Consider the following 14061-nt stretch of genomic DNA (forward strand, 5'->3'; position numbering starts at 1 on the left):
TTCCAAAAAAGATCGCTTCGAGCAATACTAAAAGCGAATCTAAAAAAGAGGTGTTCCAAGTCATTGGAGACACCTCTTTTCCTAATTAGAGTGGAACCTGTGCATTTACTTTTTCTAGGTAATCCAGTATTCCCATTGCGGACACAATAGTATCAAATGGGATGGTTTGATAGACAGGATGATCTGAAGGAATGCCGTTTTCCTGTAGATAGTTGAATAAAAGCTCCTTTAAGCGTGCATCTAAGTAGTGAACTTGTTCCTGGAACTGGCTTGATGCTGCTTGTGCTTTTCTGCCTTCTTCTAAAAAGAGCGGTGTCCAATAGCGCACCTGGCGATAGGCTTCTGCTGGATTTTCATAAGCTCCGTAGTGGCCGAAGTATAATTCACTTGCTTGTAGCTTTTCGTACAATTTTAAGGATTGTTCCATTGTTTCAGGGTCGTATTGATTTGGAGAGGTGGAAGGAATGATTAAATCAATTGCTTCCCCATCCATTTCAGGATAGCGAACACCCGTCGTATCTCCTACAAACAAGCCATTTGTAGCAGAATAAAGCATTGAAACATGATGTTTAGCATGCCCCTCAGTATGATAAAACGTTAAATGATGTTGACCTAATTGTAAACGCTGTTCGTGATGAACTTCAATAATTTTTGCAGCGTCAATGGGTACAATTGGATCAAAGAGGCGGTCAAATTCAGCGCCATAAACCCCTTTAGCACTAAGGATAAGACGACTTGGATCAATCATGTGGGCTGCGCCACGTGGATGAACCACTAATTTAGCATTGGGACAGCTTTGCAAAAATAATCCTGCTCCGCCTGCATGATCTAAATGAATATGTGTCACGATGATATAGTCTATATCCTGTACTGCAATATTTAATTCTTGTAACCCTTCCATAATATAAGGTACGGATGGACTGGCCGAAGTTTCGATAAGAGCTATCTTTTCATCGATTAATAGATAGGAGCTTGTTCGCTGCTCTCGACCTAAATCATGTGTATCGATACAATAGAAATTTGGTGCGATTTGTTGGACGCTAGTCAATTCAATTTCCCCCTTTTATTTCAAAAATAAGCTAATTCTGCTTATAAATGCAATATTTAGCTACAAAAAGTAGTTGTTATACTATATAATAATAGAAAATTAAACTGAATGTCTATTCATTTTTTTAGGGGGATAGTAATGGAGCATAAAATTCGTTATGATACACGGAAAGTTCATCGTGTAAATTTGGCTATTATCTCAATTTTGGCCATTTTAATATGTGGACCAATGATTCTATCAAAGGGCTTGCATTTTTTATTTATTGGGCTAGCTGTCATTGCCTTGGCGGTATGTAATTATTTTTTACCTATTAAAACGTATGTCAAAGGCTTTATTTTTGGCCTCATTCCATCAAGTGTTGTGTTTACACTATTTTTGCTTGATAGCTTTTCATTAAATAAGCATTATATTTTACTGTGCACAGTGGCCATCATTGCTCTGTATTTTAAAAAAGAATTGATTGTCTTCTTTGGGATTCTAACAAATCTTAGTTTTTTCATTTTATATTTGGTCAACTCGTCATCATTGTTAGGGCCATTCGATGACACCATTGTCTTTGTGACACTTTTGGCGATTATGAATGGGGTTATCATTGCCTTTTATTTGCTGGCAAAATGGGGGAATGAACTGATTCAACATGCAGAAATTCAGCAAAATGAAGTACAAGCATCCTTCAATCAATTACAAAATACGTTTCAGGAAATTGAAAAGAGCAGTCAGGCATTAGACATGCATGTCACGCAATTCCAACAAACCATGCAGAGGATTTCTGGCTCTAGTAAGCAAATTTTAGTAGCGACTGAGGATATTTCTGCAAGTATTCAGCAGGAGGTATCTAGTTTACAAATGATTCATGGCACTATGGGCGACTCGGTTCATTTTGTCAATAAAACTTTGACGATCTCAAAGGATACGGTCGCTAAATCTACTGAGCTACAACAAGAAGTATTAGCGGGATGGGATAAAATGCAGGATGCAATGACTCAAATGAGCGTTATGAGTCATGCAATGGCCTCAACTGCGGAAACTGTCAACGAGCTACAACATAGCCTACAAACAGTGGATAGTCTTTTAAAGGGGATTACCCATATTGCAGAACAGACTAATTTATTGGCATTAAATGCTGCGATAGAAGCGGCTAGAGCGGGGGAGCATGGTAAAGGATTTGCGATTGTTGCAGATGAAGTACGTAAGCTAGCAGAGGAAAGCGCTGCTATTACTGTCAGCATTACCAATGTGACGAAAACCTTGTTTGAAAAATCAACAGAGGCTCATCAACGCTCTGATGACGGTGAAAAGGCGCTACAATATGGAGAACAGCTTTTACAGGATGTCAGTCATTTCTTTAATAGTTTAAAGGATTCTTTTACGGAAACGAATACAGATTTAACAAGAGGGATGCATGAATTAAGCAGTGCCATCTCACAATTCGAGGTAATCCAAATGCAAATTGAAAAACTGAATCACATGACGGAGCAAAATGCAGCTTCTACTGGTGAGATTCTACACTCAGTGGAGGACGAAAATCAGCTTCTAGTAAGCATGACAGATACAACGAACCACATTCAGGCTTTAAGCAACACATTAAAGTCATTAGTAATGGCAAAGGGATGAGCGAACCATTGATATTGAAATAAATGGTAGGTTAAAATAAGAATAGGATTATCCCTCCTAGATAGAGGGTATAGAGATGGTATTCATCTGCATTGTTTTATCCATACCTGTTTATTGTTACTGTATTGCTGTTGTAAAACTTGAAAAGGAGGATTGATTCCATGAACATTCGTAGTGTACAGAGTTCAGATTATTATACTTTATCCCCATTAATTAATGAGTGGTGGGGCGGTAGGAATATGTCAGATAAGCTGCCTAAATTATTTTTTGATCACTTTACAAATACGAGCCTTATTATGGAGAAGGATGGCGAAATCATTGGCTTCCTCATTGGCCTTTTATCGCAATCCAAGACAAATGAAGCATTCATCCATTTTGTTGGGGTCCATCCTGATTACAGAAAACAGAATATTGCAAAAAGATTATATGATGTATTCTTTCATGTGGTGAAGCAGTACCATCGAAATATTGTGAAATGTGTCACGTCGCCTGTTAATGAAGTATCCATCGCTTTCCACACGAATCTGGGCTTTAGAATGGAAAAAGGTGACAAGGTGATAGAAAATATATCCATTCATAGTAATTATGGTGGCGAAAATCAAGATCGCGTGTTGTTTTATAAAATTCTACCGTAATTTACTTTAGCTATTTGGCATATAGTCCCGAATAAGGGGGCTATATATGTTTATTAAAAAGTTATTTACGTTATGGTTTCTTCTTTTAATCATTGTTTGTGGTGCATTTTTCTTTTTTGCAAATGCACCTATTCAATATGCTGAAAAAACAAATATTCCAATGTCACAACCTAGTAATGATGAATTATTGCGTTATATTCAGCAATATCAATTTTTAATCAGTGAGGTTTCTCATGCATTGCGCAAAGAAGCTTATAGCTTTCAATTAGATTATGGAATTTTACCCAATAGCAAAATAGAACTTCTTGTGTCATTACCCGACAAGGTCGATCGCAAGGCCAAGCAACATATAGAAGAAACCATATTGGACGTTATCAAAGCTAATGAATTAAACCCCATCTCTTTTCAAATAACGTTAAAAAATCTCTATGAGCCAGCAGCAGCGATTTCAACTCGGCTTAGTTATAATGATGTCATGGCCAATTTATTTGAGGCGATGTTTGCACAAAATTTTGGCGCCTTCAGCGTTGACCATAGTATGACATCTGAGGAGATTCAAGTAAGGATTAATTTAACAGATGAGAAAAATGACAAGGCTAAAAAGAAGGCTCAACAGTTAGCGGAAGATACGATAAAGCAGCATCAATTTGATGTAGAAGCCTTTTCTATTGATGTTCAAAATCAGATTAAAATTTTAGATTAGAAAATTTATCACGAATTTTGTTTGGTATGAATTCAGATTAGATGAAGAGGGGAATACATACTCTACATGTGGCAAATTCTTCGCGTTTTGATTTCTAAAAACGGAGCAGACCTTTATTAATAATCCATCGAAAGCGTCCCAAATATACTGGGGGTAAAAACAATGAGTAAAACGCAACAAAAAATAGCAATCATTACAGGTGCAAGCCACCCACAAGATATTGGAACAGCTATTTGTAGAAGATTAGCTGGGGATGGTGTCAATATTTTTTTACACACTGGCATGCTGATCTTAATTGGATAGGAGAATTCAAACAGGAGATTTTGAGCATGGGTGTTTCTTGTGAAGAAATGTCGATTGATTTATCCCAATCCCAATCCTCAAAAACGATACTCCAAACGGTTGACGAAAAACTAGGCGTACCTTCCATTTTAATAAATAACGCTGCCCATTCAGCACAAGTTGGTTATCTAGCGTTAGATGCTCAAACATTAGACGATCATTACGCGGTGAATATGAGGTCAACCTTACTCCTTTGTGTGGAATTTGCGCGTCTTTTTGAAAAAGCTAATTTTATCTCAGGGAGAGTCATTAATATGACATCTGGTCAAGAGTTAGGTCCTATGATGGGAGAACTAGCTTATGTAGCAACGAAAGGGGCCATTTCAGCCTTTACTAGATCATTAGCACAGGAGCTAGCACCATTAAGCATTACCGTAAATGCTGTCAATCCAGGGCCAACAGATTCTACATGGATGAACGATGCTATTAGAGGCTATCTATTACCTAAATTTCCAATGGGGCGGATTGGGACACCTGAGGATGTGGCAAAATTGATTAGCTTTCTCGCTAGCGAGGAGGCTACCTGGATCACTGGACAAATAATCCACTCGGAGGGCGGATTTCTGCGAGGATAATTGAGATCAAAGTCTTGCTATGATTTGTGGCAAGGCTTTTTTACTTGCTTAAAAAAAGGGTCACTTCCGGATTGGAAATGACCAAGATTGGTTAGGTGTGTTCGTTGGAGGAAAAAATCATAAAGAACAGATACACTACTATTTTATTCGGTTAATATAATAATTTCTAGGTTTTGAACCAGTGACTGAGTTTCTTCCTAAGGGCTTTATTTTTTCCCCTAATCAACACTTTTATCTTCCTCCTACTTATCTACAGTAAGGCAAAAAGGTTGCTGTAGACCCACTCGATGTTGGGTTGTTATGATGGTAATGTACGTAAGTGGGAGGTAAGTGAATTGGAAGCAGAAAGATATAATAATCTTAAATTAGGTGAACGTGGTGCCATCATCAGTATTATTGCGTATATAATTTTATCCATCATAAAAGTTGGCATTGGTTACATGAGTGGTTCAGAGGCTTTAAAGGCAGATGGATTGAATAATACGACAGATATTATTGCCTCTATTGCAGTACTTATTGGACTAAAGCTTTCACAAAAACCAGCAGATCATGATCATCGCTATGGTCATTGGAAAAGTGAAACCATTGCCTCAATGGTCGCTTCATTTATTATGATGGCCGTGGGTATTCAAGTATTAGTGGGTGCTTTTTCTTCCATTTTTCAAGGCGGAAAGGAATCGCCAGATATGATTGCAGCCTATGTAGGGTTAGGATCAGCATTGGTGATGTACTTTGTCTATCGTTACAACAAACAATTGGCTGAAAAAGTCAATAGTAAAGCCGTTATGGCTGCAGCGAAAGATAATTTGTCAGATGCTTGGGTAAGTATTGGAACCGCTGTAGGAATTTTAGGGTCACAACTACATATGCCGTGGTTAGATACAGTAACTGCGATTGTCGTAGGTTTCATTATTTGTAAAACAGCTTGGGAGATTTTTAAGGAAGCTTCTCATGAACTATCGGATGGATTTGATGAGAAAATTCTTCAAACATACAAAGAGATTATTTTAAAAATAGATGGTGTTAAGGGATTGAAGGAAATCAGAGGAAGAAATTATGGTAATAACGAGGTTATTGATGTGGTTATTCTAGTAGATGCCAAGTTGGATATTACGAAAGCTCACGATGTTGCTTCTGTTGTTGAAAAAAATATGGTGGAAGAGCAAGGGGTTTATGAAGTGCATGTCCATGTGGAGCCTAAGGAAGCATAGGGCAATTGAGTCCTAAAATGTAATATTCAACATCAAAAAAATATGAGGTAAGGAATATCGCTAACAATTGCCTCTAGCTACTTATAGCTGCGGGTTATCGTCAAACTGTTGGGCTAAAGGCTGAAGGCACGATGTTAGCTGTGAGCAGCAATAATGATGGCCAAGGTAATGTAGTTTCCAACACCTCAATAAATAATCTGTAGCTTCTTAATGGCGGTGAAATGACTAATTTTAACCTTGTAAATAGGTGGTACGTGTAGGTTTTAGCTTTCATTGATAAAAAAATTCACTTTACACTGGACTAATACGATTTTTTATCATATACTGTATGTAATAGAATCTTTCTTAAAAGAAATAATAAATTCACATATTACAAAGAGTAATCGTGTTTTGTTAGTTACTTTTTGTAATATGTGAATTTTTTTCTTTGGAAGTAGTATGATTTTATTTAATAACATTATTGGAGGTCATTTAAATGACACAAGGTACAGTAAAATGGTTTAACGCAGAAAAAGGTTTCGGTTTCATCGAAGTAGAAGGCGGACAAGACGTATTCGCTCACTTCTCAGCTATCCAAGGTGAAGGTTTCAAATCACTTGAAGAAGGTCAAAAAGTTGAATTCACAGTTGAAGAAGGTCAACGCGGACCACAAGCTGCTAACATCGTAAAACTTTAATTTTTAATTGAAGAAAAACATTCTTAAATAGAGTGGTTTCCGTAGACAAAGTCGATTTATTCGACTTTGTCTATATTTTTTACCTCACTATATATCGAAATTTTATTGTTTATTAAAATTAATGCCCCTTCCCAAAGCCCCTTAGTAAGAAAATTTCCTGTAAACAACCTGCATTTCAAAAGTGCTCATAAAATCACGGAAAACTGAAACTAATTATTGACCCATCCACATTTAAAAAGAAGGTACATAAAATTTTTCAAGAGGGTGTGAGATTTTGTATTTTAGTATGATGTTTACAAATCAAAACTACCTAAAACCATAAAATCTACAATCACGCCACTTACCGGATTTTCCGAACCTAACACACTAATTCCTAATACTGTCACACCACTAATATTTGTAATATTAGCAGAGACATATTTCCCACTCATATTCTTCTCTCTCATTTGAACTCTCGGTCTTAAGTTTATCGTTGGATTTGTCGAGTATACGCTTGCCACTGCATAATCAATAGAGGATAAAAGAGGCTTGCCATTAGCTAATGCATTGTCTGTAAAATAAAATGTGGCTATTCCATTTGCGTCAGAGGTAGCTTGTCCATAAACAATACGCTTTACTTTGTTCGGATTCGAATCTCCCGCTTTAAACACCTGCATAATTGTTGGTGCAAGTGTAATAAAATCAATGCTCATAGGCACTCTCCTTTGCTAGTTTTAGACCTAAATATGCTTGATATATTCTATGAACTGTTAGTTAGATTAGTACAATAAGCAACAAACACATTCTTCTATGCTACAAAGTAAGTAGTAAAAAAGGGTCACCAGGGTGGAGACGACCCTTTGTTCATAGCAAGAATATTGAAGAATAATAGATAGGCATTCTACAAGTAGAATGTAATTGTTATTTATTTATACAAGAAAGTAGCGCCTGCAATAATTAAAAGAATAAAGAGGACAACAATTAGAGCGAATGATAAATTATCGTGCTTGCCATAGTTGGAACCATAAACTTCATATCCCATATAAAGTCCCTCCTTTCAATAATCTAGAATATGTAGAATTATAGAAAGCGCATAGCCAACCATTCTCCTTAAACCTGATTTGACTAAATTAGAAAATATTTAAGGGTCACTCGGCTGAAAGTGACCCTAAGTAACAATTCGGGAGGTACAAGTTAAACTAGTTTAGCTTAACACTACTATTTATATGAAAAGCTACTTTGTTTTGTATAGTTTATTGCCTTCAAAATAAATTTAAAAAATAAGACTGTGACGGTCAACCAACGCCACAGCCTAAGAAGTGCGTGCGATACACTCATTAATAGTTTGTGTAAATATAGTCTATTTATACATTTAAAAAGCTGCAGCGTCATCAAACGCTACAGCTTAAGATAATTTTAATTATTAAGCCAGGACTGTGTCCATTTGGCATCTCTGGCATATAGTTGGGAAGATTTCTCCGATACGTATTATGAAACATTCTACACTCAGGGTATTTGTTGATATCGTAGTTAGGTACAGGGAATAGTTTCCCAAAATCTACGCCTAGAGCTTCTAATGCTTTGGAAAATGCATTTTAATCGAACAAGCAGAAAAGCTAGCGTTGCCCTAAATGTCTGATTAGAACGCATCTCATAAATACGTGTCCTTGGAAGAACACCCGTTGACTCAAATACAGTCTTTATTTTTCAGGATAATTAACATGTAATGGCGGTGGTACAAGCCAGCCTTTATTTTTGTTTAAACGTAAAAGTTTAGCACCAAGTTGAGCTTTAGCCATATGGAATTGCCCATACATCAATGCGATATCTTCACGAGTAGAAGTACCCATTGCCTGACTACATGCAACTAATCCAGCTGCTATGTCAGCAGTAAGAGCAGCGCTTATTTCTGGATCATTAAACTTAGCACCTGGAGGAATATCTTCCAGTCTTGCTACAGGTCTTTCAGGTGAAGCAGGAGGTAGTGCAATCCCGTTTGTTTTTAGAATTTTTTCTAATTGCTTAACTTCTTCCCTGCATGTTTCGATGATATCTTCAATAATTTTTTTTAGATCTTCATCACCAGCATGATTATAAAACGTTTGATAGCCAGAAATCATACCATAGTCTGCAATTAAACTCGACCAAACACTAAATACCTCACCATAATGCAACGGTTCATCTTTTGGATTTCCACCAAGAATACCCATCTGTACACATCCTTTTCTTATTTTTCGCCATTAAAGCCATGTTAGTATGGATGAAAACAGAAGTAAAATTCACCTTTAATTAAAATATTTTATGGAAAAAATTAAAAGAAGCCACAGAAATAGAAATCTCTGCAGCTCTTTAAGTAGTGAAACACTACGCACTTATAGAATGGTTGTATATTGTCTATTTATACATGAGATATAAATTATTTAAGAAATGAAAAGTATAGATCTTTTTAATCAGGACATTTTAAAGTATAGTGGAGGTGAGTGTTTTGACAAAAGAAAAGCAAAAAAATGAATTAGAGCAAGAAGAAATAGCAATAGAATTTAATCCTGAAGAATTAGAGGCAGTAAAAGAGGAACAAGAGCAAAAGAAAGAACAGCCATTCAATAAAAAAGAAAAGAAGTAAGAAGATAAAATGCCACAATCTACGGATTGTGGCATTTCCATAAATACACCTAAATCAAAATGCTGACTTAATTGAAAGTAGAGGATTTTAAATGGACAAGAATTTGAATTACGGAGAAGATTATAAATTTATTCCAGCAACCTCTGTTGGAAGTGGCGTAGGCATAGAACTATTACCTGATTTATATCAATACACGATTCAAATTGTAAACATTGTACTTTATGGCGAACCGCAGATGAAAGATTTTGTGCTAATAGATGCGGGGATGCCCAAAAGTGCAGAGGAGATTATTTCAGTTGTTGAAGAACGTTATGGTTCTAATTCTCAACCGAAGGCAATCATATTGACTCACGGTCATTTTGATCATGTCGGAGGAATTATAGAATTAATAGAGCGTTGGGATGTTCCTGTCTATGCGCATACATTGGAGATACCCTTTTTAACTGGAAAACAAAATTATCCAGAGCCTGATCCAACTGTAAATAACGGCTTGGTTGCTAAATTGTCACCTATTTTTCCAAATGAAGCTATAAATTTAGGTGATAACATCAAAGCCTTACCTTCTGATGGTAGTGTTCCATTTATGTCAGGTTTTCAATGGATTCATACGCCAGGCCATTCACCAGGGCATATATCATTATTCCGTGAAAAGGATAAGGCACTTATTGCGGGTGATGCGTTTGTTACGGTCAAACAAGAATCACTTTATAAGGTGATTACACAAACAAAAGAAATCAGCGGTCCTCCTCAATATTTTACAACTGATTGGCAGGCTGCCCGAGCATCTATCGAAAAATTAGCCTTACTAAAACCATCCAATGCGATCACAGGGCATGGATTACCGATGAAAGGTGAAGAACTGACAAGCAATCTTAAAAAACTTGTCGATCATTTTGAACAAATCGCGCTACCCAAGCACGGTAAATATTTAAATTAATAATTTAAGGATAAAAAAGCCGCAGCGTCGTCACACGCTACAGCCATTGTCTTGCCAGTTTAGTCAGATGATTCATTATAGCATAATTTATCAGATAGAAACTGTAGAATGAACAGATTTGAATGACAAGACACAAGAAATGGCCAAGTAGCTAATAGGAGCCTGTTTTGATAATAGCTATCAAAACAGGCTCCTTCTATGTATTTGAATGCCATAAATCATAAAATTTCCTTTACACCGAAAAAATGGTTGAACTAATTTTTTATTTGTGTATATAATGTTTATATAGTATATATACAATATATAATAATTCGTTTTGTCTCTTTAATGAATTAGTGAGGGGTGAATTGATCAAGTGATAGGCACTGAAAAAACGCATGACAGTAATTTGTTAAAACGATGGATCATCACTATCGGTATATTTTTAATTGTTCAATTGATCTTTATCATGGTCGATGGCACTGTGCTGGAGCCAAACATAAACGATAGTAATGATTTATTTGCCAGAATGGGAAGATGGATATTAGATTCGAGGCTTTTCACCGAATGGATAACGCCTTATTCCTTTCCCTTTTTTAATATGTTCATCACAATTCATATTATTGCTATACTGATTGCAGCACTAGGGGATATTATTTCAACTATATTCTCAAAAAAATAAAAAAGAGGGATTGGCATGCAAATTATTATTTCGAACAGTTCAAAGGAGCCAATTTATGAACAAATTACGAATCAAATTAAATCGCTTATTTTAGCAGGTGAATTGCATGAGGGCACTGCAATACCCTCTATGCGTAACCTTGCAAAGGATTTACAAATAAGTGTAATAACGACGAAACGGGCCTATGAGGAATTGGAGAAGGCGGGCTTTATCTATTCTATTGTCGGCAAAGGTTCTTTTGTAGCGGAGCAAAATTTAGAGGTTATACGAGAAAAGAAGCTGAAGGTTATTGAGGAACAGCTGAGTGCGGTCATAGCGAATAGCAGAGAAATTGGCCTATCACTTGAGGAGCTAAAGGAATTATTGAAGATTTTATACGAGGAGTGAAAGGGATGGAGAATGTAATCGAATTAAAGAATGTAACAAAGAAGTTTAAAGGTTTTTCCGTCAATAATATAAATTTACAGGTAAAGCGAGGCTTTGTAACAGGTTTCATAGGAGCCAATGGAGCGGGGAAGTCCACAACGATAAAAACAATGATGAATCTTTTAAAACCAGATGCTGGAGAAGTTAAGCTTTTCGGATTGGACTACAAGACGCATGAGAAGGAGATTAAGGAGCGCATCGGATTTGTCTACGATGGCAATATATTCTTTGAAGGGCTGAACTTAAAAGATATAAAACGTATAGTTGCCCCTGCTTACAAACATTGGGACGATACATTATTTGATCAATACGTAGAACAATTCGAATTACCGCTTAATAAAGCGATAAAAACATTTTCTAAAGGGATGCAAATGAAGGCTTCATTGGCAATAGCACTCTCACATCATGCAGAGCTAATTATAATGGATGAGCCAACAGCAGGTTTAGATCCCATTTTTAGACGGGAGCTGTTAGATTTATTGCAGGAATTAATGGTTGATGGTAATCGCACCATTTTCTTCTCAACGCATATTACAACTGATTTAGATCGTATTGCAGATTACATAGCTTTTATACAGAAAGGGAAATTAGTATTTAATCAGTCTATTCACGATGTTGCTGAAAACTATGCGCTTGTTAAAGGGGAATTAAATCTTCTTGATAGGGACACTGAAAAGGCATTTGTTCATATTCATCGTGCATCAACAGGATTTGAAGCATTAACGGATAATATCAAAGCAGTGAAAAATATTTTCGGAGACACAGTGATTATTGAACGTGCCTCTCTGGAAGATATCATGTATTACTTTAAAGGAGGCATCCATCATGCTTAACTTAATTAAACGCGATGTCATACTACAGAAAAGGCAGCTATTATTCTATATTCCATTTATCGTATTCTTTATTTTAATGGGCGCACCACCAGTTTTAATTTTCCTAGTTGCCAGTATTTTTATTCCCTTTAATACCTATGCATACGATGAAAAAGTTGAGACAAATATATTATTAAACTCCTTACCATACACACGTACGGAAATTATTGCATCCCGCTATCTTGGTGCCATCGCATATATGATTTTATCCATAGGCGTGACAAGTCTAGCGTTACTTGCTTTCAATAAACATTTTACGATGGCTGATATTGCAATTGGGAGTGGTTTATTCTTACTATTTGCGGCGCTTACCTTCCCATTATTTCAGATATTTAAACAGGGCTATATTACAACGGTTATACTTATTAGCTTTATCCTCTTAACTTGGATTTCACGGCCTATTGCTTTGTATATGAATGAACATTTAACAGCAATCATTGATTTTGTAGATAATACATCCGTCACGGTTTTATATACAGGGGCGACACTTTTCATTATGCTAATCTATATTATTTCTTGGGGAATTACACATAGTATTTACCAACGAAAAGCCTTCTGATTGTGTGCTTTGTAGTTGTCTCGGGGTTTACTCCTAGAAGGTTACTGAAGGAAAGTGGCCAATTTTAGAATGGTGCCCGCTTGGAACTAAATGTAAGATGAATTTAAATGTCTTTATGCAAAAATGAATGAAGTAAAAAAGGTTATAACTGATAATCATCCATATAAAGAAATATAGAATACAGGACTGCAAGGTGATTTTTTCCACTCGATTGCTTAATATAAGGGAAAGAATGAAAGCCTCCATATGCCTACAAATCGACATATTTAGGCGTGTTTACTTAGTATTTCGATAGTGGTTTTATAGTAACATTTGGTATATATACTGCAGGAGGTTGTATATGCCTGATTTTTACTCATTCTTTTTTTATTTAACTTTTCTTTATTTCTTTTGCACGAAATGGATGCAATAAGATGCTCTGAGTGGCGATTGTTTATAATATTTAAAGATATGGAAGATTCAAAGGCTTATATAGTATTCACTTTTATTCACCTGTTTCTATACGTATTATTCCTTTCCTTACTTTTCAGTCAGTATCAAACCATCATTTTTTGGATCGTTGATTTATTCTTTATCATTCATGCAATCCTGCATGTATTTTTTGAAAGGCATCCTCGAAATGAATTTAAAAATAGCTTCTCAAGATCCATTATTTATCCAATGGGGGCCCTTGCGGTAATACATTTAGCATTATTAATGAATATGTCGATTTAATTGTATTATAAAGGAAGTTTTCGTTTAGTAATTTGCAGAAAATTATTCCAATTTGTTGGTTTTCTGCTTATTATAAAGATGGAGGTGATTATCAGATGTATAGTAATACGGCAAATATGTTGAAACAAACAAACAATCTTATCAATGCATTGAAAAAATTGAAACAAAATCTATCTTTTGTGAAATTGTATATTAATAGCGATAGAATACTGGCTATCTATTTTTTAAGTAATGCATATAGTGATTTTAATTTATTTAAAACCATTTATTTATCTGTAACACCTGGTGATCAAACGATTGATGAGTTTTTACAGGAGTATGAAAAATTCTTTGTAGAAGTGAATAAATACTTAGAGGTCCTTAATGAGGATAGCATTGTCGAGGATAGACTTCATAAGGAAGTTTTGTTTGCGATTAATGAATTAGAAAGATATTTGTTAAATCTTTTAGATGTGTATAGATAAAAAATTAGACATTCCTTATTTC

The 14061-nt window shown here is 35.7% G+C and carries 17 protein-coding genes and 2 pseudogenes; 14 read left to right on the top strand and 5 right to left on the bottom strand.

The features are described 5' to 3' along the window. Nucleotides 1-85: 85 nt before the first annotated feature. Entirely contained in the window at nt 86-1048 is a 963-nt protein-coding gene (locus V1L66_RS10395) for an MBL fold metallo-hydrolase (protein ID WP_333006560.1), read from the bottom strand. 138 nt (nt 1049-1186) lie between these two features. On the opposite strand from V1L66_RS10395, the gene V1L66_RS10400 reads away from it, so the two are divergent. From V1L66_RS10400 to V1L66_RS10425, 6 genes and pseudogenes are all read left to right on the top strand, one after another. Continuing rightward, complete coding sequence (locus tag V1L66_RS10400) at nt 1187-2662, top strand: methyl-accepting chemotaxis protein (RefSeq protein ID WP_333006561.1); 1476 nt, start codon at nt 1187-1189, stop codon at nt 2660-2662. A 161-nt stretch (nt 2663-2823) separates the two neighbouring features. Then, entirely contained in the window at nt 2824-3297 is a 474-nt protein-coding gene (locus V1L66_RS10405; RefSeq protein WP_333006562.1) for a GNAT family N-acetyltransferase, read from the top strand. Between the two features lie 46 nt (nt 3298-3343). Next, the gene (locus tag V1L66_RS10410) at nt 3344-4000 is read left to right on the top strand and encodes a hypothetical protein (protein WP_036076393.1); all 657 of its coding nucleotides are present in this window, start codon (nt 3344-3346) and stop codon (nt 3998-4000) included. Between the two features lie 162 nt (nt 4001-4162). Beyond that, nucleotides 4163-4917 (top strand): annotated as a pseudogene (locus V1L66_RS10415) (SDR family oxidoreductase). 335 nt (nt 4918-5252) lie between these two features. Then, on the top strand, nt 5253-6128 hold the full coding sequence (locus tag V1L66_RS10420) for a cation diffusion facilitator family transporter (RefSeq protein ID WP_309484780.1): 876 nt from the start codon (nt 5253-5255) through the stop codon (nt 6126-6128). A 475-nt stretch (nt 6129-6603) separates the two neighbouring features. Continuing rightward, nucleotides 6604-6804: a cold-shock protein gene (locus tag V1L66_RS10425; protein WP_004225195.1), complete on the top strand. Its 201-nt coding sequence runs from the start codon at nt 6604-6606 to the stop codon at nt 6802-6804. 293 nt (nt 6805-7097) lie between these two features. Here the strand turns inward: V1L66_RS10425 and V1L66_RS10430 are convergent, their stop codons facing one another. From V1L66_RS10430 to V1L66_RS10445, 4 genes and pseudogenes are all read right to left on the bottom strand, one after another. After that, on the bottom strand, nt 7098-7496 hold the full coding sequence (locus V1L66_RS10430) for a hypothetical protein (RefSeq protein ID WP_333006563.1): 399 nt from the start codon (nt 7494-7496) through the stop codon (nt 7098-7100). A gap of 212 nt (nt 7497-7708) precedes the next feature. Further along, a complete protein-coding gene (locus V1L66_RS10435; protein WP_081977462.1) occupies nt 7709-7825 on the bottom strand; it encodes a YjcZ family sporulation protein in 117 nt (38 codons plus the stop codon). A 349-nt stretch (nt 7826-8174) separates the two neighbouring features. Then, nucleotides 8175-8478, bottom strand: a pseudogene (locus V1L66_RS10440) (manganese catalase family protein); the annotation flags it as partial. Nucleotides 8479-8483: 5 nt separating this feature from the next. Then, nucleotides 8484-8993 (bottom strand): DUF3231 family protein, encoded by a 510-nt coding sequence (locus V1L66_RS10445; protein WP_016995542.1) that lies wholly within the window; start codon nt 8991-8993, stop codon nt 8484-8486. A gap of 275 nt (nt 8994-9268) precedes the next feature. Here V1L66_RS10445 and V1L66_RS10450 point away from each other — a divergent pair, with 275 nt between their 5' ends. The 8 genes from V1L66_RS10450 (at nt 9269) to V1L66_RS10485 (ending at nt 14039) form a co-directional block, all read left to right on the top strand. Continuing rightward, on the top strand, nt 9269-9406 hold the full coding sequence (locus V1L66_RS10450) for a hypothetical protein (protein ID WP_156113263.1): 138 nt from the start codon (nt 9269-9271) through the stop codon (nt 9404-9406). A 91-nt stretch (nt 9407-9497) separates the two neighbouring features. Next, nucleotides 9498-10343 carry an MBL fold metallo-hydrolase gene (locus V1L66_RS10455; RefSeq protein WP_333006564.1) on the top strand — a complete coding sequence of 282 codons (846 nt, stop codon included), beginning with the start codon at nt 9498-9500 and terminating at the stop codon, nt 10341-10343. 355 nt (nt 10344-10698) lie between these two features. Next, nucleotides 10699-11004: a YfzA family protein gene (locus V1L66_RS10460; protein ID WP_016993770.1), complete on the top strand. Its 306-nt coding sequence runs from the start codon at nt 10699-10701 to the stop codon at nt 11002-11004. Between the two features lie 15 nt (nt 11005-11019). Next, nucleotides 11020-11391, top strand: a complete 372-nt coding sequence (locus tag V1L66_RS10465; RefSeq protein ID WP_016993768.1) for a GntR family transcriptional regulator — start codon at nt 11020-11022, stop codon at nt 11389-11391. Between the two features lie 5 nt (nt 11392-11396). Next, complete coding sequence (locus V1L66_RS10470) at nt 11397-12263, top strand: ABC transporter ATP-binding protein (protein WP_036076387.1); 867 nt, start codon at nt 11397-11399, stop codon at nt 12261-12263. Next, nucleotides 12256-12861: an ABC-2 transporter permease gene (locus V1L66_RS10475; protein ID WP_333006565.1), complete on the top strand. Its 606-nt coding sequence runs from the start codon at nt 12256-12258 to the stop codon at nt 12859-12861. The genes V1L66_RS10470 and V1L66_RS10475 overlap by 8 nt, the downstream gene beginning before the upstream one ends. Nucleotides 12862-13218: 357 nt before the next feature. Further along, nucleotides 13219-13575 carry a DUF6713 family protein gene (locus V1L66_RS10480; RefSeq protein ID WP_333006566.1) on the top strand — a complete coding sequence of 119 codons (357 nt, stop codon included), beginning with the start codon at nt 13219-13221 and terminating at the stop codon, nt 13573-13575. A 95-nt stretch (nt 13576-13670) separates the two neighbouring features. Further along, nucleotides 13671-14039, top strand: coding sequence for a hypothetical protein (locus V1L66_RS10485; RefSeq protein WP_016993763.1), 369 nt, complete (start codon nt 13671-13673; stop codon nt 14037-14039). The last annotated feature ends 22 nt before the right edge of the window (nt 14040-14061 follow it).

It is taken from the genome of Lysinibacillus sp. IITD104, assembly GCF_036698265.2.
In the GTDB taxonomy this organism is placed as follows: Bacteria; Bacillota; Bacilli; order Bacillales_A; family Planococcaceae; genus Lysinibacillus; species Lysinibacillus boronitolerans.